Genomic DNA, 24,764 nt, shown 5'->3' on the forward strand with positions numbered 1-24,764 from the left:
TAATTAATTAGCGCTAGGCGCAAACACCCGTGGTAGAAAAACGGTATCCGGTGCCGCGAACAGTTTGAATAAGTAAACCGCAATCGCGCAGCTCGGTTTGTAATGCTTTACGAAGGCGGCGAATATGAACATCAACCGTTCGCTCTTCAACATAGACGTTGCTACCCCAAACCTGATCAAGTAATTGTCCACGGCTATAAGCACGTTCTTGATGGGTCATAAAAAACTTGAGCAGTTTAAATTCTGTAGGCCCCATATCTAAAGGTTGAGCATCCACAAAAACTCGATGACTAGCGGGATCTAACTTTAAGCCGCCAACCTCGATACTCTCTTCCAACTCTCGGCTGGTAGATCGGCGCATAATCGCTTTTATCCGCGCCATCAATTCACGAGACGAAAATGGCTTTGTAATATAATCGTCAGCGCCAACATCCAAGCCCTGAACGCGGTTATCTTCATCATCTTTTGCCGTAAGCATGATGACCAATAAATCGCGGGTAACATCATCACGACGTAAACGACGCAGTAATTCCAAACCGCTGGTTACCGGCATCATCCAGTCTAACAAAACCAAGTCGGGGCGCTGATCCACAATAATACCGTGAGCGTCCTGTGCGTTACTCGCTTCTAGGCACTCGTATCCAGCAAGTTCGAGCCCAACGCGGATCATTTCACGAATTGCGGCTTCGTCGTCGACTATCAGTATGGTGGTTGCAGTCATCCCTCTACCCTTTTTTAGCAATATTTGTAAGCAGCATTAAAACGACATTTGGTGACAATTTTATTACATATCGATTTTTTAGTAAGTTAATCAAACACTACCGTCTTATTACCGAGTACTAGCACCCGATCTTCTATGTGATTCCGTAACGCACGCGCCAACACGGATTTTTCTACATCTTTACCAAGTCGAACAAGGTCGTCCTTGCTATGTCTATGTGACACTCTGATGACATCCTGCTCAATAATTGGCCCCTCATCAAGCTGTTCAGTCACATAATGACTGGTCGCACCGATGAGTTTAACCCCTCTATCAAACGCTTTCTGATAGGGATTAGCGCCAATAAATGAGGGCAAAAAACTATGATGAATATTTATCATTCGACCCGAATAAGCACGACAAAACTCCGGTTGAATAATTTGCATATAGCGAGCTAACACCACGCAATCAGCTTGGTATTCTGCGGTTAGCTCCATGATTTTCGTGTGAGCTGGCATCTTGTTTTCAGGGTCAATCTTTACATACTCGAATGGAATACCGTGCCACTCCACCATGCTTCTAAGATTTTCATGGTTTGAGATAACACAGGGAATGTCACAATCTAGTTCACCGCTATGCCAGCGATGTAAAATATCGGCAATACAATGAGAAGCATGGCTCGCTAGAATAACGACTTTGCGCTTTACCGAGGAATCAACTAATTCCCAAGCCATTTCATATTCTTGCGCAATAGGCGCAAATGCGTCGCGAACAGCTTCTGCCCCCATACGTAGTGAGTCAGCGCGAATTTCATTGCGCATAAAAAACCAATTATTATCTGCATCTGCGTGATAATTAGCTTCTGTAAGCCAGCCACCTTGATCGGCTACAAACTGGCTAACTCGAGCTACAATACCAACCCGGTCTGGGCAACTAATTACCAATCGATATGTGTGATCCATGAACTGCAATTAACCTTCTATTTATCACCGTATTTTAAATATAAGTGCTTTTACACCTTGTTAAGCATACCCCGTAAGGCCTGTGGCAAATCTGCAGGTAAAATAACAGTCTTGGCATTATTTGAATTGGACAATTCAATTAATGCGTCGGCATATTTCTCACCTAACAAATATAAAACCGGTAAGTCTTTATCACCTACAGCTTCTGATACCACACTTATTGCGGCGCCACTGGCTTTAGCCAAAACAACCTGTGCCTGAGCGTCACGACGGGATGCTTCTAATCTGCCATCGGCCTCCAGAATAGCAGCTTGTTTTTCGCCCTCGGCTTTGGTTACCGCAGCTCGACGCTGACGCTCCGCGGCGGCTTGCTCCTCCATAGCTTGTTGCATTGTCATTGACGGGTTTATATCTTGGATTTCAACCGTTTTCAGGGTAATACCCCAATCGGCAATATCATCCGAAATCGCGGCCTTTAATTTCGCTTTGATTTGGTCCCGTGATGACAAGGCTGAATCTAAGGCCATTTCGCCGATAATCGAACGTAACGCCGTTTGCACCAGGTTCTGAATTGCCAGCGTATAGTTTTCAACCCCATACACCGCCTTTTCAGGAGACACGATATTGATATAGGCAACCGCATTCGCAATAATCACAGCATTGTCTTCGGTGATGACTTCTTGCGAGGGAATATCCAAGACGATATCTTTGGTGGTAAGTTTGTAAGCAACATCATCAATATAAGGAATAATAAAATTCAACCCCGGATTTAGGGTCACATGGTATTTACCCAAGCGCTGAACAATATGCTTATAGCCCTGAGGTACGGTACGAACCCCTTTCGCCATAGTGACGATTACCAATATTGCCAATGCCGCTACAACTGCCAAGCCATCCATCGCACTTCTCCTTGAATTTGTAGTTACTATATTTTTATAAGATACAACTCATCACACTTGGCCAGCGCCCAATTTTACAATCAATGAGTTACCCGATATGTCATCAACAACCACTCGCTCACCAACCGCCACGGGCTCCTTACAAATAAATTGCCACTCATCGCTACCGAGCACTGGAATCGAAAATCGCAACGTACCGTGACCAAACTCTGCGCCTAGTTTAATGACCATACCTTCCTGCCCCACCACCTGCTCTCGCGACATTCCTGACAAGGTTTTATTCTTCATTTTAGGATGAACAAATTTAAACCAGATGCCGAGATCGATCACCGACATAATCAGCCAAACCAGCAGCTGAACGCTAAACGGCATCTCAATTGCGGCTAAAATCAAACCTACAGCGATTGCACTGGCACCAAACCAGATCATGACAAAGCTTGGTATGAATATCTCGCTTGCTACCAGCAACATACCAAAAACCATCCAATGCCAGTATGCAATATTGTTATTTAACCACTCCATTTTGGGCCCCTTTGCCACAAACCTGCCAACCAGACATCTATTTAGTATTCATTTGCTAAAAAATTCAAGCACTTACTGCGCTATTTTATATTTACTCAAGCGCTCTATCTGGGCAGCAAGTCATCACATTATCACGTATAATGATCAGTTCACTCGAAACCCTGTGCCCCATGTCATCTGCTATGCAAACACCTAAAGCCATATTTAGCCATCACCCTTACTGGGCCGAATGTTTCGGCACCGCTAGCTACCTCCCAACATCGCGGGCTGAGATGGATGCATTGGGGTGGGATAGCTGCGATATCATCATTGTGACTGGCGACGCCTATGTAGACCATCCCAGCTTTGGCATGGCCGTTATTGGTCGCGTACTTGAAGCACAGGGCTTTCGCATTGGCATTATCTCACAGCCGGACTGGCAATCAGCAGAACCCTTCAAGCAGCTTGGCCAACCCAATCTATTTTTTGGCGTGGCGTCGGGCAATATGGACTCGATGATCAACCGCTATACAGCGGATAGACGCCTGCGTCATGACGACGCCTACTCACCGAACAATGAAGGCGGTAAACGCCCAGACCGGGCCGTAATTGTCTATTCACAACGCTGCCGTGAAGCCTATAAAGAAACCCCAATCATCATCGGCTCCATTGAAGCGAGCCTCCGCCGTATTGCTCATTACGATTACTGGAGCGACAAGGTCCGCAGATCTGTGCTACTCGATTCTCGTGCCGACTTATTACTTTACGGCAACGCTGAACGAGCAATTATCGATGTTGCACACCGCTTAGGCCGAGGCGACGCAATTACCAGTATTAGGGATTTACGTGGTACTGCTTTTGTCACTAGAGACATTCCTGCGGGCTGGACAGTGATAGATTCAGCGAGCGTAGATCAAATAGGCAAAGTTGACCCCATCACAAGTCCCTATGTAGACACCAGCGCTACAGACAGTTGCAAGAAAGATGAAAACGAAACAACCATTGCTAACAAGCCTGCTGATGAGGTGCAAGCCGTTCGAATCATCGACCCTCTACAAGCGCGTAAAATTGGCACGGATGTAGCCAAGACAGTTATTCGCTTACCCGATTACGAACTGGTAAAAAACGACCCCGTAAATTATGCCCATGCCGCAAGGGTACTCCATCTAGAAACTAACCCCGGCAACGCACGCGCTCTTGTACAACGTCACGGCGACCAAGAAGTCTGGCTAAACCCGCCGCCAATTCCCCTTAGCACAGACGAACTTGACTGGGTCTTTGAGCTTCCCTATCAACGCAAACCCCACCCCATTTACGGCAAAGCCAAAATTCCCGCTTACGATATGATTCGTTTCTCCGTCAATATTATGCGGGGATGCTTTGGCGGCTGTAGCTTTTGCTCTATCACTGAACACGAAGGGCGAATAATCCAAAGCCGCTCGCACGAATCAATTGTCAAGGAAGTCGAAAACATCCGAGATAAAACCCCTGAATTCACCGGTGTCATCTCTGACCTTGGCGGGCCAACTGCCAATATGTGGCGTTTAAACTGTAAAAGCACTGAAATCGAAAGTCGCTGTAGGCGCCTTTCTTGTGTGTATCCCAGTATTTGCAAAAGTTTGAATACCGATCAAACACCATTAATTGACCTTTACCGTGACGTTCGTGAGTTAAATGGCGTCAAGAAAGTCTTGATTGCGTCGGGGCTGCGTTATGACCTTGCGGTAGAAACCCCTGAATATGTTAAAGAACTCGTAACCCATCATGTCGGCGGTTATTTAAAAATAGCCCCCGAACATTCAGAAGATGGCCCGCTTTCCAAGATGATGAAACCGGGTATGGGTAGTTACGACAAGTTTAAATTGATGTTTGATAAATACTCCAAACAGGCCGGCAAAGAACAATATCTAATCCCCTATTTTATCGCTGCCCATCCCGGCACTAGCGATAAAGATATGATGCAACTTGCAATGTGGTTAAAGGGCAATGGGTTTCGTGCCGACCAAGTTCAAGCCTTTTACCCCTCGCCCATGGCAAACGCCACGGCTATGTATTACTCAGGGAAAAACCCACTAAAGAAAGTATCGCGAAACAGTGAAAACGTCATCAGCGCCAAAGGCTTAAAACAGCGCCGTCTCCACAAAGCCTATTTACGCTATCACGACCCTGAGGGCTGGCCGTCCATCAGAGATTCACTGCTAAGCATGGGCCGTAGAGATCTCATTGGTTACGGCAAAAAACACTTAGTACCACCGCGCCAACCAGCCAACTGGGTATCAAAACAGGGTAAAGGCCGTAAAATACTCACTCAGCACACGGGTTTACCGCCTAGAAAAACGAAATAAAAAATTCACTTTTTAGGGTGCAAAAGTCTTCCTATCGTGCTTTCGAGTATGTATATAATGGGTTTGCTGGCTATGGATGCAGCTTGGTTTTATGTATATAGCAACACGAAGTCGATTTTAGTACCTCGTTCTGTTTCATAAGTCCCTGCCTATCTCAGCTCAAGCACCAAAAAAGGCAACTACCTAACGAGGTACAAAACATGTCCAGAAGCACTGGTAAAGTAAAATGGTTTAACGAAACTAAAGGCTTTGGTTTTATTGAGCAAGACTCTGGCCCTGACGTTTTTGTTCACTTTAGCGCGATTGGCGGCTCAGGCTTTAAAACGCTTGCCGAAGGTCAAGCAGTAGAGTTTGATGTCACCACCGGTCAAAAAGGCCCTCAAGCAGCCAATGTCACATTAATCTGATTTTTACTGGGCGCAGCAACATCTGCTGCGCCCTTTTTTAGCTATCAACGCACCCATTTATTGATGTAGCAAGCAAGCGGACTGCAGCCCACCTACTATTTTCGCTAATATTTTTCCGCGTATTATCGAACAACCCAATACCCTTAAGCCCCAATGATTTTTTAGGAAAATAAGAATGACAACAATGAAGTGTATACGTCCTTTCTGCCTTGCAATAACGGGACTGTTAATCAGTATCACCACTCACGCCGATACTTCCACCACCAACGCCCTGCCTGAGAAAATCATTATTGCTGGCGCACTGGCCCACAACAAAGGTCCTATCGCCAGCGAAACAGAAGATGGTCCAGACATAAACTTTGCCTATCATCACTTGCTAAAACGTTTCGATAACTCAGGACTATACGGACATGGCGGCGCGGTCATAAACCTAGCTGACGGCACTAGCTATGCTTATCTTGGTGGCACTGGCCGGCTTATCTTCGGTTCATCGCCATTTTATGCCGAGCTAGGCGGCGGTTTTGCAGTACACGATGGTGATCTAGAAAAGAAATCAGATGATAAACGCGAACTAGGGTCGAGAATACTGTTTAGATTTGAAATTAGCGCTGGTTATCAGATAAATGACTCCTTCTCTGCCAGCATTTTTATGGATCATATTTCAAACGGTAGTATTCTCAACGATGATAATAATAGAGGACTAGACACTTACGGCCTTCGCTTAGGGTATAGCTACTAAACAAGACCTAAAAAGTGAGAATGCCACCCATTATGGGTGGCTAATATACCAGCAGTAGTGAATTGGTTTGCCACCGCGAGAAAAATCTTCGTCGAGCGACCAGCGCGTTTTATCTTCAACTTTATAGTCCTGCGAGACACCGCTATCCAAGACAAAATCACGTTTATTGGTAGAAAAAATCAACAAACCATCCGATGCTAAGCAGCGCATTGCATCTGCAATTAATTCACTATGATCCCGCTGAGTGTCTAAAACATCATCCATACGTTTTGAATTTGAAAATGTCGGCGGGTCCAGCAAAATCAGATCATATTGTTCTTCGCAGGTCTTTAACCATTTTCGACAATCGGCATGCTCGGTACGATGTCGGGCCTCACTAAGCCCATTCAATGACAAATTCCGACGCGCCCACTGCAAATAGGTACGAGACATATCTACCGATGTAGTAAAACGCGCGCCACCAATGCCCGCTTGCACTGAGGCGACCGCGGTATAACTAAACAAATTCAAAAAGCGTTTGCCACGTGCTCGTGCAGCTATATCTAAGCGAACTGGACGGTGGTCAAGAAATAAGCCTGTATCAAGATAATCATAGAGATTAACCAAGATTTTCGCCTGCCCCTCTCTTAGCTCGATAAACGTATTTCTAGGTGCCTGACGTTGATATTGGTCTTTGCCACGCTGACGCCGACGTTCCTTTATCGCAATATTTCCTGCTGAAATAGAGAATACCTGACTGACCGCCTCTATCACCTCGCTTAGTCTCCGCTCCGCATCTTCTTCAGATATCGTCGCTGGCGCCATGTATTCGGCGATATGTACGGCACTTCCATAACAATCAACCGCTACCGCATATTCAGGCATATCGGCGTCATAGACTCGATAGCATTCTATTTCATTCTTGTTTTTCCATTTACTCAAGCGCTTTAAATTCTTACGCAAGCGATTGGCAAACATTTGCCCACCCGCGGTGAGTGGTATTGAGGGAGTATCCTTATCGGTTTTAGATGATGAATGGTCTCGTTCAGTAACAAATGCGTCTGGCTTTATATTAAACAGCAATAATTTAGCAGGAATGGTGCCATTTAGAAGCTGGTATTGTTTATAGCTACGCACTCCCATGCGCTTACCTAAGTCGGGATTGCCAGTAAATATGGCCGCCTGCCAACCAAGGAAATGGGCCTTCATGGCTTGGCCAAGATGACGATACAAATGCAGCAGCTCCGCCTGCTCACCCAACCGCTCACCATAGGGTGGGTTGCTTATTAACAAACCCTCTGGAAGTACCTTGTGCGTAGGCAGCGACAATTGCGCCAACTCACGCCGCGACACCTTAACAAATCGGTCAAGCCCAGCATTGTCTATATTTTCTTCAGCTTGAGCTACAACCTTGCCATTGGCGTCGTAACCACGTATTTCTGGCCACTCTCGGGCCATCGCTTTTGTGCGCAAAGCGTGCGCCTCATCTAATAATGATTCCCAGCTTGCCTCATCGTGCCCTTGCCAGCCAAGAAAACCCCAGCGACGCCGAAGGAGACCTGGTGCAATTTGCATTGCCATCATGGCGGCTTCTATTAACAAGGTTCCTGAGCCACACATGGGGTCAATTAAGCCGCCGCCCCGACTTGCCATACCCGGCCAATCTGCGCGCAGCAACAGCGCAGCAGCCAAATTTTCTTTCAATGGTGCCATTGCTCCACTGCTACGATAGGCTCTGCGATGCAAACTCTCACCCGACAAATCGATGGCAACAGTAATAAAACCTTTACGAAGCCGAACGTTTATACGTACGTCAGGATTGTCTTTATCAATACTTGGGCGCAGCGTCCCCTTGGCCAAGAAATAATCTACAATCGCATCTTTACTTCTTAAGGCGCCAAAATGGGTATTCCTAATATCATTGGATTGACCATTAAAATCTACGGTGATTTTGCTGGTGGGCAAAAGATGCCCCCCCCACTCCACTTCTCTCAGCCCTTGATATAAAGCATCTGCACTCTCACCGCGATATTCTGCTAAAACAAGCAAGATTCTGTTTGCTAAGCGAGACCACAGGCAAACTCGGTAGGCAGTAGCAATATTTGCGACAAAATTTATCGCCCCCACTGTCTCACGCCCTACCTCAGCACCCAAGGATGCGACTTCAGACGCTAAAAGTTGCTCTAAACCCTTAGGGCAAGTAGCAATAAACGAGTACTTTTGGCTCATAAACCCTCAACTGAGTACTAGTAATAATTTTTTTCAATATAGCGAACAATAACTTAGCGTCTTATTCAACTTACGTCTAAACCTTGTAACGCTTATAAGTAATAGGTCTTCGACGAAGTATATGAAAGTTTGGTTACATGAAGATCTATCGCGCTGTAACCCATCGCGATGGTGACAGAAAATCGGTTGTTGCGCGACTAAGCAATACCGTAGCGACATGTTGACTAAATACGTGGAGGCTAATGCCCTATGAGAAGACAGAAACGCGACATGACAGAAAGAGCATATCAACGTGGTTATCAAGCCGGTATTTCCGGTAGGCAAAAAGACAATTGTCCCCACAATCAAGAGCAACTAAAACAGGAGTGGATGTCTGGCTGGCGAGAGGGACGCACCGATCACTGGGACGGTATTGATACTGCCACAGCTCTTCAAAAACAAGCGTTTCACTGAAGTAAGCTTAAAATAAACGCTTTTAAACAAAAGGCCCTCTGGGCCTTTTTTATTAATTCAGTATGATGCCAGCGAGTACCCTCAGCGAGTTCTTCGTCCTCGCCCTCCGGCTGGAATAGCCACCTCAGGTACCGCTAGGTCAGCCATGCCATACACGTCTGCAATCTCTTTATCACCCAGTTCCGTCCACTGCCCAACCTTCACTTTAGACGGGATAAACACCGAGCCGTAACGCACCCTTTTTAAACGATTCACCTGCAGCTCTTGGGACTCCCACAAACGCCGCACCTCACGATTACGCCCCTCCATGATAACTACATAATACCAATGGTTTATCCCCTCACCGCCGCCATCGACAATATCGGTAAACTTTGCAAGACCATCCTCTAGCTGCACGCCTTCTTTCAAACGCGTTAAGGTGTCTTCGTTGGCATTACCCATCACGCGGCACAAATATTCGCGCTCAATGGTTGTGGAGGGATGCATTAATTTATTGGCTAAATCACCGTCAGTGGTAAACAATAATAAGCCCGTTGTGTTGAAGTCTAAACGCCCTACCGATATCCAACGCTCGCCCTGTAAACGCGGTAAGCGATCAAAGACTGAACGCCTACCCTCAGGGTCCTTTCTACTGCATATTTCGCCCTCAGGCTTGTTATACAACAAAATACGCGGCTTAGCTGTGGCTGAATCTAGGCGTAAAGGCTTACCGTCAACTTGAATTTTGACATTATTTGTTACCCGGTCACCAAGCGTCGCCACTTTGCCATCGACTAAAATTCGCCCCTCGCTGATCACTTTTTCCATTTCTCTGCGTGAACCTAAACCGGCTCGCGCAAGTACTTTTTGTAGTTTTTCATCTGTTTGTATCATTAAAAATTGGTCTCAGGTGGGTAGTCTTGGTCATAAACCTGATCATCGATTCGCTCGCTGGATGAATCCGTGTTTACTTCCTGCTCAGACCCGCTCTCGGTTTCGGTTTCGGTTTCGGTTTCGGCAATGTCATTGTCACTACTGGACGTATCTTCTGCAAATTCACCGGTATTTAATTCTAATTCACCATTAAGTGTATCAAGATCGGTTATTTCGGCTAAACTCGGCAGCTCATCTAAATTGCGCAAATTAAAGTAATCTAAAAACTTGCGCGTGGTGGCATACATTGCAGGACGACCTGGTACGTCTTTATGACCAACTACGCGAACCCACTCACGCTCTAACATTGTTTTAATAATTTGCGAACTCACAGCGACACCACGTATATCCTCAATATCGCCACGTGTTATTGGTTGCCGATAAGCGATTAAAGCGAGTGTTTCTAACATAGCACGAGAATAACGCTGGGGCTTTTCTTCCCATAAGCGCCCAACCCACGGCGCTAAGTCATCACACACTTGCAAGCGATACCCACTTGCGACAACTTTGAGTTCAAAACCTCGCCCGTCACAATCTTGTTTAATGGCATTTAAGGCATCTTGGATATCGCCGGTAGTAGGCCGCTCTTCAGGGTCAAAAAGCTCCGCAATATGCTGAAGCGTTAGAGGTCGCCCAACTGCCATCAACGCCGCCTCGACGATACGTTTTAATTGCTGTATATCCGGTATCATATCACTTTCGCTTTTACGTGAATTGGCGCGAAGGCCTCTGACTGAACGATTTCTACTAGCGACTCTTTAATCAATTCCATAATCGCCAAGAAGGTAACCACAACCCCTAAACGCCCCTCTTCTACTTTAAATAAGGTTACAAAGGGTACAAAACTATCTGAACGTAACACTGCTAATACTTGTGACATCCGCTCACGTGTTGATAGTTTTTCGCGTTGCACCTGATGGCTCTCAAACAAATCTGCACGTCTCAATACTTCACCCAGCACAAGTAGTAATTCTTTTAAATCTACATCTGGCTCCGCTCGTTGTTTCGCAAGTGGCGGCGGTTCAATGGTAACGGCATAATTATCTCGTCCCATTCGCGGTAATTGATCAATATTCTCAGCTGCTTGCTTAAATCGCTCATACTCCTGTAATCGGCGAATCAACTGCGCACGCGGGTCTTCCTCATCATCCAGCACATCCGCCGAGCGCGGCAGCAACATTCGCGACTTAATCTCAGCCAACATCGCCGCCATTAAGAGATATTCCGAGGCCAGTTCAAACTGTACGGCACTCATCATATTCACGTACTGCATATACTGATCAGTAATCTGCGCCACGTTGATTTCAAGAATATCAAGATTCTGCCGTTTAATAAGGTATAGCAAGAGGTCTAGAGGACCCTCAAATGCTTCAAGAAAAACTTCCAAAGCCTCTGGCGGAATATACAAGTCTTTAGGGATTTCAGTTAACGGTTTACCCTGCACCACAGCAAACGGCATCTCGCCCTGCTGAGGTTGCTGACGAATTGCTTTAAGACTAACAATTTCAATCGCTTCACGAGCACTTTCGGGGATGGGTTCAAGCCGCCCAGCCACGGCTTCAGGCCCGGGAGTTCCTGACACTGAGGTTAGGGGTAAGCCAAGCGGTTCTACGCTGCTTTTGTCTGAAGAGTCATCTTGCACTATTACTGAGATCTCACGATATCATCTACCAAGTGCGGGATTATACGTGTAACTTAGCTTCGGTCACAGCGAATCCTCAAATTGACTCACATCGCCCAAGCCATGACGCATGACAACTGGCGCATCGTCGACCAAATCTACAATTGAGGTCGCCTCCATGCCGCAATAACCGCCATCAATAACTAAATCCAGCAATCCACCAAGAGTGTCGCGAATATCATAGGGGTCGGTCATTGGCACATCTTCGCCAGGTAAAATCAAACTCACACTCATTAATGGCTCACCCAACTCAGCCATGAGATCTAAACATATTTGATTAGCCGGAACACGCAACCCTACACTCTTACGTTTTGGATGTAATAAACGCTTGGGTACCTCAGGTGTGGCACGCAAGATAAAAGTATAAGGCCCTGGAATGTGGGCCTTAAGCAGGCGAAAAGCACTATTATCTACCCTCGCATAAGTACCCAGCTCAGATAGATCGCTACACATTAATGTAAAGTTATGTTTGTCGTCGAGACGACGTATTGCCCGAACACGCTCTAGCGCTGATTTATCACCTAATTGGCATCCCAACGCATAAGCCGAATCGGTTGGAAATGCAACGACCCCACCCGCACGAATAATATCTGCTGCTTGTTTAATAAGACGCGCTTGGGGGTTTTCTGGGTGTATTTGGAAAAGCTGACTCAATGCAAGACCCTCAATGATGTATTCAATTTATTCTGACTGTGCCCACCGCGCCCAAACTGGCTGACAAGGGGCTACTACCTCTGCGCGACAGCCTAGCTCAGACCAATTATTTGGTTGATGAAAATCACTGCCGGCAGATGCCTCAAAACTATAATCCTGACAAAGCTGCTTTAGATAATTTAAATCTTGTGGTGACGGCCTGCCATTACAAACCTCCAAACCCTCCCCGCCCGCTTCTTTGAAATCCACTAACATTCGTCGCAATTTTGCATTTGTTAGCTTGTAATGTAAGGGGTGAGCGAGAACAGCAACACCGCCAGAAGAGGTTATCCACTCAACGACGGTCTCAATGGCTGGCCACATCGCCTTAACGTCTCCAGCCTTTCCTGCGCCAAGGTACTTATCAAATGCTGTCGCCATTGAATCGACATAACCTGCAGACACCATATAACGGGCAAAATCTGGACGTCCAATTGCACGCCCCTCGGCTAACGCGGCAGCGCCTTCATAAGTTCCAACAAACCCTAACTTAGCTAATCGCTCACCAATAATGACAGCACGCTCACTTCGCGCTACACGCTGAGCCGCCAGTTCAGACTTTAAGCGTCCACTATTGGTATCAATCCCCAAGCCAAGTACATGAATATTAACCCCTGACCATGTGCAGGATAATTCAATACCTGCAATAATTTGCAATTCATTAACCGCTAGTTCGTCAATTATTTGATAAGCGTCAATAGTGTCATGGTCGGTAACGGCGAGCAGTTTTACACCACATTGTTGCGCACGTGCCACTAACTCTTGGGGACTCAAGCCACCATCGGAAGCAGTGGTATGGGTATGCAAATCAACAATCATGTCAAATCCCTTAATAGGCTAGTGGTGAAAAATTAAAATGGGTATAGTGGGCGGATTACCTCTACTTAACTACCACCACAGGAAGCGTCATGCCTGAGCAGGCAAGCACAACTCAAAAAAATAGCCAACGACATAGCATGGTCGTCAATTTACTCTTCAATATCGTCATTCCCACCCTGATACTAACCAAACTCAGCGGCGATACCTACCTAGGCGCACGCTATAGTATCGTGATTGCTCTCGCCTTCCCATTAGGATTTGGCCTTTATGACTTCGTTAAGACTCGCCGTGCCAATGCTTTCGCAATATTAGGGTTTATCAGTGTATTACTAACTGGCGGTATAAGCTTGCTAGAACTAGATGCAGAGTATATTGCTATCAAAGAAGCAAGTATCCCCGCTATCATTGGCATTGCTACACTAATATCACTGTACACACCCTACCCACTCATCAAAACCTTTCTGTTTAACGATGATGTGATACATACAGATAAAATTAACCACGCCTTAAAAAAACACGATAACAGTAATCTGTTTGATAAAGCGCTGCGAAATGCAACTTACCTTGTTGCCTTGTCGTTTTTTTTATCCGCGACACTAAATTACGCCTTAGCAAAAGTTCTTCTCGTCAGCCCACCCGGTACCGCAGAGTACAGTGCCGAACTGGGAAAAATGACAGGACTTAGCTTTCCCGTCATTGCCCTCCCCTGCACCTTAGTCATGCTGGGCGCATTATTTTACTTAGTAAAGCGAATTGAAAAGCTTACTGCCCTTAGTTTCGAAGATATTTTCAGAGTAGGTTAGAACAACATGTTATACGCCATCATTAGTGAAGACGTTCAAGACAGCTTAAGTAAGCGTCAAAGTGCCCGCGCCGCCCATCTTGCCCGTCTTGAAGACCTTAAAAAACAAGGCCGCCTTATTATAGCCGGCCCTCATCCAGCCATTGACTCAGAAGACCCAGGTGAAGCCGGTTTTAGCGGAAGTTTAATTATCGCTGAATTTCAATCACTTCAGGAAGCGCAGCAGTGGGCAGACAGCGACCCTTATATACAAGCGGGCGTCTATGCCAAAGTGCTCGTAAAACCCTATAAAAAAGTACTGCCTTAACAAAGGAAAATTGAACTACTCCAGCAAGTGCTTTATCCTTGTTTGTTATATATTTAGCGTATCTTATTAACGTGGAAAATCCTGTGAAGAAATTTTTTATATTTAGCTTATCAGCCATCTTATTTAGCCTGGCAAGTGCATCTTTTGCAGAAACCCGTTACATCAGTGATAAAATATATGTGCCGCTACGCGTTGGCGACGGGTCCAAATACCGGATTATCCACCGTGGCCTTCCCAGCGGAGAGAAACTTGAGCTAATAAGCACCAACAAAGACAGCGGGTATTCTCAAGTGAAAACGAGCAAAGGCGTTGAGGGCTGGCTACCAAGCCATTATCTGAGCTCGTCACCTTCAGCCCGCAGCCAGCTTGAAGCCAACAAAAAACGCATTGAAGCGCTTTCTGCCACCAATAAAGACCTGCGTATTCAATTAGAAAATTCAACGGAATCTAGCGAAAAAACAAACAGCGTTGTCAATGAGCTCAACAAGGAAAATACAAATCTCACGGAGCAACTAGAAGAAATTAAGCGGATTTCGGCAAACAGCATCAAATTAGATGAAGATAACCGTCGCCTACTTGAATCCAACCAAATGCTCAGCAGTGAAGTCGACGTACTTAAAACAGACAATGCTCGCCTGCGAGAAGACAAGGAAAATGAATTCTTTTTAAATGGCGCTTTTGCAGTCCTTATCGGCGTCATGATTGCCCTTATTGTCCCCCGCATGATGCCTAAGCGCCGGTCTGACTGGGGGTAATGATGCGTAACTTTACCGCACTTTTATTGCTTTTATGTTGTGTAATCACAACACCTGCCCATGCTGATGATTTATCCCCAAATCCAGTTGTGGTTATGACAACCTCTAAAGGCGACATTTCTATCGAACTCTTCCCACAAAAAGCCCCCATCACCGTTAAGAATTTCCTCAACTATGTTAATAGTGGCTTTTATAATGGGACCATCTTCCATCGTGTTATTCAGCGATTTGCCGTTCAGGGCGGTGGCTTTACTGCGGATATGGTAGAAAAACCAAATCGCGACGCCATCATTAACGAATCTAAATCAAGTAAGCTGCGGAACGAACGCTGGACTGTAGCCATGGCTCGCACTGACGATCCTAACAGCGCGCGCTCACAATTTTTCATCAATATGCGTATGAATCTTAACTTAGATGCACGCATGGGCCGAGACGGTTACGCCGTCTTTGGCAGAGTCATCGATGGGCAAAATGTGGTTCGTGATATCGCCATCAGCAAGACTCACACCGTCAACTATATGAGTGACGTGCCAGTCGAACCGATATTAATCATTAGCACCAAAGTGAAATAGCAACCATAATTGCGCCTATGCGCGAGGGATTTCATTGACTGCTCTCAGTATTAATCTAAACAAAATTGCCTTAATTCGAAATTCACGGGATACGGAATACCCCAGTGTTGCCATTCACGCTGCGCGATGTATTGCTTCAGGCGCCAATGGCATTACAGTGCACCCAAGACCTGATCAACGACACATCCGTGCCGATGATTGCTATGAATTAGCAAGCATGATTGAAGTAGAATTTAACATTGAAGGAAACCCCTTTGCGCCGGCAACAAAGAGCGCTCGACCTGGCGTAAGCGACTACCCTGGTTTTATGGAAATCATTCGCTTAACCAAGCCAGCTCAATGTACTCTTGTCCCTGATACAAATAGCCAACTCACCTCCGATCACGGATTTGACCTCCAACAAGATGGTGACCGGCTTGCGCCAATCATTGCTGAGCTCAAAAATCTAGGTGTTCGGGTAAGTCTATTTATGGACCCTTCTCCCACCCAAATACGCCTTGCAAAAGACATTGGTGCCGACCGCATAGAGCTTTACACTGGTCCTTATGCAGAAAGTTTTGGCTCACAACATCAAGATAATATTTTAAATCAATTTATTGAGGCCAGTGATGTCGCCTACGAAGTGGGACTTGGCTTAAATGCAGGTCACGACTTAAATCTGCATAATTTATTCTTATTCAAAAATAGTGTTCGCAACTTACTAGAGGTCTCTATTGGGCATGCTTTCACCATTGATGCCATTGAGATGGGGCTGGATAACTGTATTAAGTCCTACTTAAGCTGCCTGCGTTAACAAGCCTAACAAACACCAAGACAAATTAGCATGACACCCCAGTAGCAGAGAAGACCAAGGGGATGCCATGCAAGTAATCGTTAAAAGACTTTCTTTAACACTACGTAAAAGTCAGCCTCCAGATCTTCAAGCTCTTCTGACGATGCAAATCCATCATCTGCGACAGACCTTGCTGCTACGGCGTCTAATTTAACCCCCCAGCCCAAATCTGCCGAAATCCTAATCCCAGCATCAACAATACTTCGCTCATCTCCCGCCGCTCCAGACACATTCTCAAACCACGCAGCACCGTACTCAGCAAATACCGACGCACTTATATCCACGCTGGCAATATGCAAAGTATGTTGTAGATTTAATTCACCAAAATACCCTGAGTCTCCTGACAACACTCCAGGCAAATAGGCGCTGATTGACTTCATCCCGCCAAGCACCCATTGCTGTTGCTGTGGTAATTGCTCATCAGCATATTGAGCAAAGAAACTAAGGTTAAGCTCCGTATCATCTGAAAAAGGCAAATTAGCCGCGATTTTCGGTAAAATCGTAACGAATTCAGCCGTTCGCGCAGCAGGAACAACTTCAGGTGCCGAAGCTGCTCCTGGGTTGGCGGCAAAATAATCAGCACTATAATCGTCATAAGTCCCCAGCGTTCCACTATCACCGCTTATACCCGCCTTAAACGATAATTGAGCAGACCAACGGAATTGATTTTCACCCACTGCTTGAACAGAAAAATATTTAGCACCCAGCTCCAAGGTACCGTACTTCTCATCCTGTAAGCTACCAATGCCATCCACATCTAATTGTGAATCGATATATTCAATGCGTTCAAACAAATTTAATCGGTAAGACAAATCACTCGCTAAGACTTGCTCCCCCGTCAGTGACAAAATATTAATATCGGCATCAAGTTCAATATTCTGCGTCGTACTTACGGTACTAGGCGTACACAAACCTATTGGCGATAAAATACTACAAACCAAGCCCGACCCACTGGTGGTTGAGCTTCCAGTTACGGTACCAAGATTTTGCGCATATTCAGTATGACTGGCTGCCACACCGTACAAACCTGTTGAAAAAGGCTTATCCGCAGAAAGCTGAATTCGGTGGTAATCCTCGCCGTCACGAGACTCCCCTAGATCTGTAAACGCGGTTTCATACCCCAAGCCCACACGACTTCCATCTCCAAAATTATGACTTATGCCAACATCGCCAAAATAGCGCCCAACATAACGACTCCCTTGATTACCAATTTGAACAAAAACATCCGTCTTGTCGAAATCAACAACTGGCTCCGCATCAAATACCAGACGAGCTACTTCTGGTTGGCTTTGATCCACCAAGAATCTTGCCGAATAATCTACGCCTGTTCGTATACTCTCAACATTTGCCATCACGCGGGCACGCTCAAATTCAGCGCGCGTTAGATCCACATCGCCTTCCAGGCCGGTAAAATATTTACCCACTGCATCATTATCTACTGCCGCTAATGTCGCTTGTACAGCGTGAATATAAACAAGGTTGCCATCGGGGGCATAGTTCATCGACACTAATAGATGACCCTTACGCAGCGTTAAAGAGCTCATCAAAAATATAGCTTGGGACGGCGTTTTTGCCGTATTAAAAATTGCAGCTAACTCAGTGTTATTTAAATAATGCTCACCGGTGACTCGCAGCTCATAGCCGTTGACCAAACCTACATAGGGAGCGTTCGCTGCAGCAGAAGTCGTTATTTGTGCGACAGTACTTAAGTGTGGTGGTAACGCCGGCGGAAAATCAATAGCCATAATTCTAGTCCTTAAATATGCGTTAAATTCAATACTGATTAGACAAGGAGCGTACTTTGCAAGCCCGAGGGATAGCGAGGAAAGCCCCGCTGCCGGTCGCTAATATTACGCCTACTATTTACTCTGAAACGTTCTCTTGCTTAACCCCACTAAAGGTTTCGCCATCGAGAATAGTTAACTCAACTCGGCGATTTTCCGCACGACCTACAGGGTCATCACTCCCATCATCCATAACATTTGAAGCAATCGGCACACTCTCCCCAAAACCCCGATAGGCCAAACGATGACTGGCAATACCAGAATCAATCAAGTAACTGTAGACAGTGCTAGCACGCTGATAAGAAAGCCGCATATTGTAAGCATCACTCCCCTTAGAATCGGTATGCCCGTCTACCGCGACTAGCGCCGCAGGCTGCGCAGCCAATACCCTCACTGCATGCTCCAATATTGGGTATGACTCAGGAGTTAGGTCCGCCTTATCAAATTCGAAATTAACACCACGCAAAACTAGTGGAGCGTCTTCAGTGAGATGACAGCCAGTCAGAAAAACAGGCATGTCCGCGGGCGTATTAAGACATTCATCTCTCTCATCACAAACACCATCACCGTCAACATCTTTGCAGCTATCTAACATTGCCAACTGCAATTGCTCCCCGCAAGCAACTGAACCTGCACCAGTACAACTACTGTCAGTATCGCCACCATCATCATCTGAATCCGTAGTAGGCTCATTAGCTGCAACAACAGTAACCAGCCCACCCTGACCAGATTCAGGTCCATTTAATGCGCCAACCGCTATAACACCTGCATTCCCAGAGTTCTCACCGTTAATGGCACCCACCGCGATGGTATCTGAGTTACCCGAATTAGCGCCATTTAACGCAGCCACACCGGCAAGCACTGCATTGCCTGAGTTATCGCCACTTAAGACAGCTACCCCCGCAGTGTCGCCATTGCCTGAATTGGCACCATTAAGTACGCCCACCCCAACACTCTCACCGTTTCCAGCAGTGTCTCCACTTAAGACGCCAATACCGATGTTACCGCCATTACCAACATTCTCACCGGACAGAATACCAGCGGCAATGGCATCGCTATTTCCAGAATTACTCCCCGACAGAACAGCGACACCAAGCGAATCACCATTCCCTGAATTTTCACCTGACAAAATCGCTACACCAATAGCACCGCCATTACCGCCAGACCCAGAATCAAGTACCGACAAACCGATCAGACCGTTTTCAGCCCCATCGATAACTAGCCCATCCCCCATAGCAAGCCCGGGCAGTTCCAACGCAGCCGGTATGGTCTGCAACGCATCCACCAAACCCTCTGTAATCACGCCCTCAGGACCAAGGAGCCCACGTAGCTGCGTAGCAAACCCAGCCTCGTAAGTTAAACCTAAGGTATTTAACAATTCGCTTAAACCAAGAGCATCTAGCGGTATCGCCGTTTCAGAATCGGTTTTATTCCCAAAACCAGTCAATTCGCCTGAACCACCAACGGTTGCCCCCAGATCATCCTCAGGGTTTAACACATCCACTCCGAGAAAATCATTATCTCCGGTGCCCACTGGATCGAGCACTGAAGCCCCCACAGTACCGACTGTTGAGCCTACTTCGGATAGCAACTGGGGCAAGCCCAAGGTATTAAGAAGATCCGTCAAAGCATCCGCCGACGCAATTGACGAAGTCATCAAAAACGAAACGAAAAACGAGACAGACATTAGTCTGCGAGAGAACTTCATTAGACAACTCCGTTTGAAAAGAAAAACTAAAGAGATCAAAAAAAACAGCTTTTTCCCTGCACTAACGCCACCCTTAGATACATAAAGAAATGTGGCTGTATTGCTAGTGAACCACAGCAATAAATGGACACCCATTTCATCCGTTAGTTAAGACACTATTTATCGCTAAAATAAGCAAAATGAATCAAAACACACGCTATGGTCTAGGTGGCATCAATGCTCACTGCAATTAACTAAGCAAGTGTTAAGGCGGTATTCTGAGCCCCTAAACAATGGCAAACTAAGCCGCAGCAGAATACGCACCCGTTACCAACGTAGTACTCCGTTTTCATTAAACTGCCAAGCTTTATCACGCATCTCTTTTACAAAAATTGCTTTATGAGACTTAGCTCACACATATTTTTGAGTCAACCGAATCAAATCATCCCTGATGGGTAATTAATTTTACAATTACCCATCTACTCAGATAACAAAAGCTCGGTAAGGATTACTTAAAGCCGTCACGAAGTAGAAAAAAGGAACAAGGCCTTGCCAAGGAATGCCAAGCCGAATCATTTCCTCTATCCATACCTGACATACAGGTGCATCGAAACCAAAAAGGCCCCAGCACGCACTGAACCTATACTTTTAGCCACTATACTTACTCTAAAGTGTCAGGGTTCGAGTTCGGAAACACACGTAATGTATAACGATCGCCGATATTTGAATAGAGGCTTAAAAAAATAATTCATAAAAATGATCTAAAAGGAAAATGATCTGAAAGAAAGGCGCGCAGCATGTTGCTTAAACGCGTATTTGGAACTAACGAAGTGAAAATATAATGGGGTGGCCGACGGGGCTTGAACCCGCGACAACAGGAATCACAATCCTGGACTCTACCAACTGAGCTACGGCCACCATTGGGAATAAAACTGTCCTGTAAATGGCGCGCCCGACAGGATTCGAACCTGTGACCGACGGCTTAGAAGGCCGTTGCTCTATCCAGCTGAGCTACGGGCGCAATACCGTCCGAACTGAGATACGAAAAATGGTCGGGGTAGAGAGATTCGAACTCCCGACATCCTGCTCCCAAAGCAGGCGCGCTACCAGACTGCGCTATACCCCGATTTCTCGTTTCCCGTAAGCCCCGCTACAGGAGCTGCGCATGATACGCAGACCTTTTATTCTCGTCAACGGTTTAGGGAAAAATTATTCACTTGATTTATTGGCCTGCACTTTAACGCCGTGAGACAATAACACTCTAATTTGAATCATCTTTTTATTACGAGACCATTCTGAATGACGGCATTGATTCTAGACGGGAAAACCCTAGCGGCAAGCTGGGAAGAACAATTAAATACACGAGTTGCAGCCCTAAAAGACCGCTCTAACGGCCGCACTCCAATTTTGGCCACCATACTTGTCGGTGACGACCCCGCCTCTGCCACATACGTTAAGATGAAAGGCAACGCATGTCGACGTGTTGGCATGGATTCACTTGCCGTCGAGATGCCAGGATCAACAACAACTGAACAACTCCTCACAAAAATTGATGAACTAAATAACGACCCCAATGTTCACGGTATCTTGTTACAGCATCCTGTTCCGGAGCAAATTGACGAACGCGCTTGCTTTGACGCCATCTCATTGCACAAAGATGTCGACGGCGTTACCTGCCTCGGCTTTGGCCGCATGGCTATGGGAGAAGATGCCTATGGCTGCGCCACACCCAAAGGTATTATGCGGATACTAGAGCATTACAAAATTGACATTGAGGGCAAGCACGCCGTTGTAGTGGGTCGCAGCGCGATTCTTGGTAAACCTATGGCAATGATGCTGCTCGAAGCCAATGCCACTGTTACTATTTGCCATTCCCGCACTCAGAATTTAGAGGGCTTGATAAAACAAGCTGACATTTTAGTGGGCGCCGTTGGCAAGCCTGAATTCATCAAGGCCTCTTGGGTTAAAGATGGCGCCGTGGTCATTGACGCTGGCTATCACCCCGGCGGTGTTGGCGACATTGAACTAGCCCCGCTCAAAGACCGCGTTAGCGCGTACACGCCAGTTCCTGGCGGCGTAGGCCCGATGACGATTAACACCCTTATTTTCCAAAGCGTTGACTCCGGCGAAAAAGCTATCGCTTAATAGGTAATTTATAAATGGCCAGGGCAAACAAGCCACCAAAAAAAATTGGACCAGTGAAAAAAATTGTGCGAGCCCTGCTTACCGGTGTTCTGCAAATATTTTTTTGGGTAATGAAAACGATAAAATTCAAATCCCAGTTAGATATAGAGCACCCTTGCGTCATGGCCGTATATCACGATGAGCTTATGCCACTGGTATATTATTTCCGCAATCAGGGTGTTGCCTCCATCGCGTCCCAAAATCATTTTGGCTATGCCATTGCTAAGGTCATGGAGCGTTACGACTACGAAGTAGCATTAGGCTCACCCAGCCGTGGAGGCAAAGACGCTTTTTTCCAGTTATTGCGGGCTGCGCGCAAAGGCAAATCTATCGCCTTTACCGTAGATGGTTCGCGCGGCCCACGACACGAAATGAAACAAGGCGCCATGATGCTGGCAAAAAAAACCAAGCTCCCGCTTTATTTAATTAGAGCCGAATACGATGGCTGGCGCATTGAAAAATCTTGGGATAAATCAAAATTCCCAAAACCCTTTGCATCGGTAAGCTTTAACTACAAAAAATTTGACATGGAAGATTATGCTGACGAAGCAGATATCAATGTCGCTGTGTTAGCAGCGCAGAAACAACTCAGCGGACTACAAATTGACGACTATAAAGCCCCCTCCAAATGACCAGCCTGCTACATAAAGCTTATCTCGTCGTAATACTGCTTTACGCGGTATTAATTACCGCTCTTTCACTGCTACCAACGACAAACACAATAGACATCAATATCTGGGACAAAGCACAGCACTTTGGTGCCTACGCCCTCTTCATGGCGCTCGTCTTTCCGCTGGCGAATACACATAAGCAACGAATAAAATACGCTGCGGGCATCGTCATCTATGGTTTGCTACTAGAATATGGCCAACAATTTTCGCCAGGGCGAGATACGTCAATACAAGATGGGCTTGCCAACACGCTGGGGGTTTTAAGTGGCTACACCTTGATGCTACTTATTTTGACTACCTACCATCGGTATAAGCAGCCAAAAGATTAATACCCCCTACGACTTCCATGCACCGTCGCACACTACGCCCGACGCCAGGTTGTTCCCTCACGGCTATCTTCCAAAATTACACCCTGATCCTTGAGGGAATCACGAATTTCATCAGCACGGGAAAATAAGCGATCTTTCTTAGCCTGCACTCGTTCTAAGATAAGCGCCTCAATATCTGCCGCAGCTAGATGGTCATCACTACCGGCTTGCAAAAATGCATCTGCAGATAATTGCAATATACCCAAGGTGGCCGCCAAAGACTTTAGCGTAATCGCTAAAGATGCCAGCTTATCGCCTCCAGCCTCCCTTGCACTATTCAACTCCCGCACCATGTCATAAAGCACCGCGAGCGCTACCGGCGCATTGAAATCATCTGCCATGGCAGCATCAAAGCGTTGAACATAATCATCGCTTCTATCAAGAGATTGATACGGTATCACCTCCCCTACATCCAAACCTTTAAAAGCGTGGTAAAAACGCTCTAAATTTTGCTTAGCAATTTGAAGATTATCTTCTGAATAATTGATGGCACTGCGGTAATGACTGGATATAAGAAAATACCGAACCACTTCCGGGTGGTACTTATCTAATATTTCTCTGATCGTAAAAAAATTACCCAAGGATTTGGACATTTTTTCATTATCGACACGCACCGCACCAGCATGCATCCAAGTCTGCGCGTATTGCTTACCCGTCGCCGCCTCTGATTGCGCAATCTCATTTTCATGGTGAGGAAAAACCAAATCTGGGCCACCGCCATGAATATCAAAAGTATCCCCTAGGCAGCACGTCGACATCGCTGAACACTCAATATGCCAACCAGGTCGACCATCTCCCCAAGGAGAGGGCCAACTTACCCCACCGTCAGCTACCGCCTTCCATAGCGCAAAATCACGAGGGTCTTCTTTAGCCTCATCTACCGCGATACGGGCACCAGACAATAACTCATCCGGTTTTTTACCGGACAACTTACCGTAATCAGCAAAAGCGGTTACTCGATAATACACATCACCATTTGACGCCTTATACGCAAATCCCTTTTCAAGTAACTGTCCAATCATCGCCAATATATCGCCAATATGCGCCGTGGCCCGAGGCTCTTGGTCTGGGGGCATAATATCCAAGCGAGCAGCGTCTTCATGCATAGCCTGAATAAAGCGCTCAGTTAACACCTCATAGGGCTCGTCATTTTCCTCAGCGCGACGTAAAATTTTATCGTCGATATCAGTGATATTACGCACATAATTGACATCAAAGCCTTTGGCTCTCAAATAACGGGTAATCACATCAAAGGCGACCAACACCCGTGCGTGACCAAGATGACAATAGTCATACACCGTCATACCACAGACATACATATTAATTTTGCCATCCAATAATGGCACTAAGGGCTGTTTACTCCGGCTTAAGGTGTTATAAATTTGAATCGTCATAAAAATCGTTTGTAACCTTAGAAGGCCATTAACTCTCAGCTAACAACCTAGTTAAAATTTGTGTCTGAGCCCTTAATAGCTCAGACCTT

The 24,764-nt window shown here is 46.1% G+C and carries 25 protein-coding genes and 3 tRNA genes; 12 read left to right on the forward strand and 16 right to left on the reverse strand.

The features are described from left to right. Nucleotides 1–13: 13 nt before the first annotated feature. The 4 genes from phoB to AELLOGFF_RS09285 all read right to left on the reverse strand — a co-directional run bounded on the left by phoB (nt 14) and on the right by AELLOGFF_RS09285 (nt 3,083). Complete coding sequence (gene phoB, locus AELLOGFF_RS09270; RefSeq protein ID WP_159268479.1) at nt 14–721, reverse strand: phosphate regulon transcriptional regulator PhoB; 708 nt, start codon at nt 719–721, stop codon at nt 14–16. 86 nt (nt 722–807) lie between these two features. After that, nucleotides 808–1,662, reverse strand: a complete 855-nt coding sequence (gene purU, locus AELLOGFF_RS09275) for a formyltetrahydrofolate deformylase (RefSeq protein ID WP_159268480.1) — start codon at nt 1,660–1,662, stop codon at nt 808–810. 50 nt (nt 1,663–1,712) lie between these two features. Further along, the gene (locus tag AELLOGFF_RS09280; protein WP_159268481.1) at nt 1,713–2,561 is read right to left on the reverse strand and encodes an SPFH domain-containing protein; all 849 of its coding nucleotides are present in this window, start codon (nt 2,559–2,561) and stop codon (nt 1,713–1,715) included. A gap of 51 nt (nt 2,562–2,612) precedes the next feature. Further along, nucleotides 2,613–3,083: an NfeD family protein gene (locus AELLOGFF_RS09285; RefSeq protein ID WP_159268482.1), complete on the reverse strand. Its 471-nt coding sequence runs from the start codon at nt 3,081–3,083 to the stop codon at nt 2,613–2,615. Nucleotides 3,084–3,253: 170 nt separating this feature from the next. Between AELLOGFF_RS09285 and AELLOGFF_RS09290 the strand changes: the two genes are divergently transcribed. The 3 genes from AELLOGFF_RS09290 to AELLOGFF_RS09300 all read left to right on the forward strand — a co-directional run bounded on the left by AELLOGFF_RS09290 (nt 3,254) and on the right by AELLOGFF_RS09300 (nt 6,553). Then, nucleotides 3,254–5,407 (forward strand): YgiQ family radical SAM protein, encoded by a 2,154-nt coding sequence (locus AELLOGFF_RS09290; RefSeq protein WP_159269343.1) that lies wholly within the window; start codon nt 3,254–3,256, stop codon nt 5,405–5,407. Between the two features lie 200 nt (nt 5,408–5,607). After that, nucleotides 5,608–5,814 carry a cold-shock protein gene (locus AELLOGFF_RS09295; RefSeq protein WP_159268483.1) on the forward strand — a complete coding sequence of 69 codons (207 nt, stop codon included), beginning with the start codon at nt 5,608–5,610 and terminating at the stop codon, nt 5,812–5,814. 175 nt (nt 5,815–5,989) lie between these two features. Next, nucleotides 5,990–6,553, forward strand: coding sequence for an acyloxyacyl hydrolase (locus AELLOGFF_RS09300; protein WP_159268484.1), 564 nt, complete (start codon nt 5,990–5,992; stop codon nt 6,551–6,553). A 30-nt stretch (nt 6,554–6,583) separates the two neighbouring features. Here the strand turns inward: AELLOGFF_RS09300 and rlmKL are convergent, their stop codons facing one another. Beyond that, nucleotides 6,584–8,761, reverse strand: a complete 2,178-nt coding sequence (rlmKL, locus tag AELLOGFF_RS09305; RefSeq protein WP_159268485.1) for a bifunctional 23S rRNA (guanine(2069)-N(7))-methyltransferase RlmK/23S rRNA (guanine(2445)-N(2))-methyltransferase RlmL — start codon at nt 8,759–8,761, stop codon at nt 6,584–6,586. Between the two features lie 249 nt (nt 8,762–9,010). On the opposite strand from rlmKL, the gene rmf reads away from it, so the two are divergent. Continuing rightward, nucleotides 9,011–9,214: a ribosome modulation factor gene (gene rmf / locus AELLOGFF_RS09310; protein WP_159268486.1), complete on the forward strand. Its 204-nt coding sequence runs from the start codon at nt 9,011–9,013 to the stop codon at nt 9,212–9,214. Between the two features lie 81 nt (nt 9,215–9,295). Here rmf and rluB read toward each other — a convergent pair whose 3' ends face one another. From rluB to AELLOGFF_RS09335, 5 genes are all read right to left on the reverse strand, one after another. After that, entirely contained in the window at nt 9,296–10,087 is a 792-nt protein-coding gene (rluB, locus tag AELLOGFF_RS09315; protein ID WP_159268487.1) for a 23S rRNA pseudouridine(2605) synthase RluB, read from the reverse strand. Then, the gene (gene scpB, locus AELLOGFF_RS09320; RefSeq protein WP_200842631.1) at nt 10,087–10,818 is read right to left on the reverse strand and encodes an SMC-Scp complex subunit ScpB; all 732 of its coding nucleotides are present in this window, start codon (nt 10,816–10,818) and stop codon (nt 10,087–10,089) included. Before scpB ends, rluB begins: the two co-directional genes overlap by 1 nt. Beyond that, on the reverse strand, nt 10,815–11,660 hold the full coding sequence (locus tag AELLOGFF_RS09325) for a segregation and condensation protein A (RefSeq protein ID WP_419183923.1): 846 nt from the start codon (nt 11,658–11,660) through the stop codon (nt 10,815–10,817). The genes scpB and AELLOGFF_RS09325 overlap by 4 nt, the downstream gene beginning before the upstream one ends. Nucleotides 11,661–11,831: 171 nt before the next feature. Beyond that, a complete protein-coding gene (locus AELLOGFF_RS09330; protein WP_159268488.1) occupies nt 11,832–12,461 on the reverse strand; it encodes an L-threonylcarbamoyladenylate synthase in 630 nt (209 codons plus the stop codon). A gap of 27 nt (nt 12,462–12,488) precedes the next feature. Further along, nucleotides 12,489–13,319 (reverse strand): PHP domain-containing protein, encoded by an 831-nt coding sequence (locus AELLOGFF_RS09335; RefSeq protein WP_159268489.1) that lies wholly within the window; start codon nt 13,317–13,319, stop codon nt 12,489–12,491. An 89-nt stretch (nt 13,320–13,408) separates the two neighbouring features. Between AELLOGFF_RS09335 and AELLOGFF_RS09340 the strand changes: the two genes are divergently transcribed. The 5 genes from AELLOGFF_RS09340 (at nt 13,409) to AELLOGFF_RS09360 (ending at nt 16,548) form a co-directional block, all read left to right on the forward strand. After that, entirely contained in the window at nt 13,409–14,122 is a 714-nt protein-coding gene (locus tag AELLOGFF_RS09340; protein WP_159268490.1) for a VC0807 family protein, read from the forward strand. A gap of 6 nt (nt 14,123–14,128) precedes the next feature. Continuing rightward, complete coding sequence (locus tag AELLOGFF_RS09345) at nt 14,129–14,428, forward strand: YciI family protein (protein ID WP_159268491.1); 300 nt, start codon at nt 14,129–14,131, stop codon at nt 14,426–14,428. A gap of 83 nt (nt 14,429–14,511) precedes the next feature. Further along, the gene (locus tag AELLOGFF_RS09350) at nt 14,512–15,183 is read left to right on the forward strand and encodes a TIGR04211 family SH3 domain-containing protein (RefSeq protein ID WP_159268492.1); all 672 of its coding nucleotides are present in this window, start codon (nt 14,512–14,514) and stop codon (nt 15,181–15,183) included. Between the two features lie 95 nt (nt 15,184–15,278). Further along, nucleotides 15,279–15,755, forward strand: a complete 477-nt coding sequence (locus AELLOGFF_RS09355; protein WP_235035647.1) for a peptidylprolyl isomerase — start codon at nt 15,279–15,281, stop codon at nt 15,753–15,755. Between the two features lie 34 nt (nt 15,756–15,789). After that, complete coding sequence (locus AELLOGFF_RS09360; RefSeq protein WP_159268493.1) at nt 15,790–16,548, forward strand: pyridoxine 5'-phosphate synthase; 759 nt, start codon at nt 15,790–15,792, stop codon at nt 16,546–16,548. An 80-nt stretch (nt 16,549–16,628) separates the two neighbouring features. On the opposite strand, the gene AELLOGFF_RS09365 is transcribed toward AELLOGFF_RS09360, so the two are convergent. The 5 genes from AELLOGFF_RS09365 to AELLOGFF_RS09385 all read right to left on the reverse strand — a co-directional run bounded on the left by AELLOGFF_RS09365 (nt 16,629) and on the right by AELLOGFF_RS09385 (nt 21,184). Continuing rightward, nucleotides 16,629–18,332 carry a ShlB/FhaC/HecB family hemolysin secretion/activation protein gene (locus AELLOGFF_RS09365; protein ID WP_159268494.1) on the reverse strand — a complete coding sequence of 568 codons (1,704 nt, stop codon included), beginning with the start codon at nt 18,330–18,332 and terminating at the stop codon, nt 16,629–16,631. Nucleotides 18,333–18,450: 118 nt separating this feature from the next. Next, a complete protein-coding gene (locus AELLOGFF_RS09370; protein ID WP_159268495.1) occupies nt 18,451–20,079 on the reverse strand; it encodes an OmpA family protein in 1,629 nt (542 codons plus the stop codon). Nucleotides 20,080–20,900: 821 nt separating this feature from the next. Next, nucleotides 20,901–20,976, reverse strand: a tRNA-His gene (locus AELLOGFF_RS09375). Nucleotides 20,977–21,002: 26 nt separating this feature from the next. Further along, nucleotides 21,003–21,079: transfer RNA gene (locus tag AELLOGFF_RS09380), tRNA-Arg, on the reverse strand. Between the two features lie 28 nt (nt 21,080–21,107). Further along, nucleotides 21,108–21,184: transfer RNA gene (locus AELLOGFF_RS09385), tRNA-Pro, on the reverse strand. Nucleotides 21,185–21,357: 173 nt separating this feature from the next. Between AELLOGFF_RS09385 and folD the strand changes: the two genes are divergently transcribed. From folD to AELLOGFF_RS09400, 3 genes are read left to right on the forward strand one after another with little or no spacing between them, the layout of a single operon-like run. Further along, entirely contained in the window at nt 21,358–22,203 is an 846-nt protein-coding gene (gene folD, locus AELLOGFF_RS09390) for a bifunctional methylenetetrahydrofolate dehydrogenase/methenyltetrahydrofolate cyclohydrolase FolD (protein WP_159268496.1), read from the forward strand. A gap of 14 nt (nt 22,204–22,217) precedes the next feature. Further along, nucleotides 22,218–22,874, forward strand: a complete 657-nt coding sequence (locus AELLOGFF_RS09395; protein ID WP_159268497.1) for a lysophospholipid acyltransferase family protein — start codon at nt 22,218–22,220, stop codon at nt 22,872–22,874. Continuing rightward, complete coding sequence (locus AELLOGFF_RS09400) at nt 22,871–23,242, forward strand: VanZ family protein (RefSeq protein WP_159268498.1); 372 nt, start codon at nt 22,871–22,873, stop codon at nt 23,240–23,242. The genes AELLOGFF_RS09395 and AELLOGFF_RS09400 overlap by 4 nt, the downstream gene beginning before the upstream one ends. Before the next feature lie 32 nt (nt 23,243–23,274). Here the strand turns inward: AELLOGFF_RS09400 and cysS are convergent, their stop codons facing one another. Next, entirely contained in the window at nt 23,275–24,675 is a 1,401-nt protein-coding gene (gene cysS / locus AELLOGFF_RS09405) for a cysteine--tRNA ligase (protein ID WP_159268499.1), read from the reverse strand. Nucleotides 24,676–24,764: the final 89 nt, after the last annotated feature.

The organism is Zhongshania aliphaticivorans, assembly GCF_902705875.1.
GTDB lineage: Bacteria > Pseudomonadota > Gammaproteobacteria > Pseudomonadales > Spongiibacteraceae > Spongiibacter > Spongiibacter aliphaticivorans_A.

Bases quoted from the DNA above. Each gene is read 5' to 3' on its own strand.
- phoB (WP_159268479.1), bottom strand. From the start codon at position 721: ATGACTGCAACCACCATACTGATAGTCGACGACGAAGCCGCAATTCGT.
- purU (WP_159268480.1), bottom strand. From the start codon at position 1,662: ATGGATCACACATATCGATTGGTAATTAGTTGCCCAGACCGGGTTGGT.
- AELLOGFF_RS09280 (WP_159268481.1), bottom strand. From the start codon at position 2,561: ATGGATGGCTTGGCAGTTGTAGCGGCATTGGCAATATTGGTAATCGTC.
- AELLOGFF_RS09285 (WP_159268482.1), bottom strand. From the start codon at position 3,083: ATGGAGTGGTTAAATAACAATATTGCATACTGGCATTGGATGGTTTTT.
- AELLOGFF_RS09290 (WP_159269343.1), top strand. From the start codon at position 3,254: ATGTCATCTGCTATGCAAACACCTAAAGCCATATTTAGCCATCACCCT.
- AELLOGFF_RS09295 (WP_159268483.1), top strand. From the start codon at position 5,608: ATGTCCAGAAGCACTGGTAAAGTAAAATGGTTTAACGAAACTAAAGGC.
- AELLOGFF_RS09300 (WP_159268484.1), top strand. From the start codon at position 5,990: ATGACAACAATGAAGTGTATACGTCCTTTCTGCCTTGCAATAACGGGA.
- rlmKL (WP_159268485.1), bottom strand. From the start codon at position 8,761: ATGAGCCAAAAGTACTCGTTTATTGCTACTTGCCCTAAGGGTTTAGAG.
- rmf (WP_159268486.1), top strand. From the start codon at position 9,011: ATGAGAAGACAGAAACGCGACATGACAGAAAGAGCATATCAACGTGGT.
- rluB (WP_159268487.1), bottom strand. From the start codon at position 10,087: ATGATACAAACAGATGAAAAACTACAAAAAGTACTTGCGCGAGCCGGT.
- scpB (WP_200842631.1), bottom strand. From the start codon at position 10,818: ATGATACCGGATATACAGCAATTAAAACGTATCGTCGAGGCGGCGTTG.
- AELLOGFF_RS09335 (WP_159268489.1), bottom strand. From the start codon at position 13,319: ATGATTGTTGATTTGCATACCCATACCACTGCTTCCGATGGTGGCTTG.
- AELLOGFF_RS09340 (WP_159268490.1), top strand. From the start codon at position 13,409: ATGCCTGAGCAGGCAAGCACAACTCAAAAAAATAGCCAACGACATAGC.
- AELLOGFF_RS09345 (WP_159268491.1), top strand. From the start codon at position 14,129: ATGTTATACGCCATCATTAGTGAAGACGTTCAAGACAGCTTAAGTAAG.
- AELLOGFF_RS09355 (WP_235035647.1), top strand. From the start codon at position 15,279: ATGACAACCTCTAAAGGCGACATTTCTATCGAACTCTTCCCACAAAAA.
- AELLOGFF_RS09365 (WP_159268494.1), bottom strand. From the start codon at position 18,332: ATGGCTATTGATTTTCCGCCGGCGTTACCACCACACTTAAGTACTGTC.
- AELLOGFF_RS09370 (WP_159268495.1), bottom strand. From the start codon at position 20,079: ATGAAGTTCTCTCGCAGACTAATGTCTGTCTCGTTTTTCGTTTCGTTT.
- folD (WP_159268496.1), top strand. From the start codon at position 21,358: ATGACGGCATTGATTCTAGACGGGAAAACCCTAGCGGCAAGCTGGGAA.
- AELLOGFF_RS09395 (WP_159268497.1), top strand. From the start codon at position 22,218: ATGGCCAGGGCAAACAAGCCACCAAAAAAAATTGGACCAGTGAAAAAA.
- AELLOGFF_RS09400 (WP_159268498.1), top strand. From the start codon at position 22,871: ATGACCAGCCTGCTACATAAAGCTTATCTCGTCGTAATACTGCTTTAC.
- cysS (WP_159268499.1), bottom strand. From the start codon at position 24,675: ATGACGATTCAAATTTATAACACCTTAAGCCGGAGTAAACAGCCCTTA.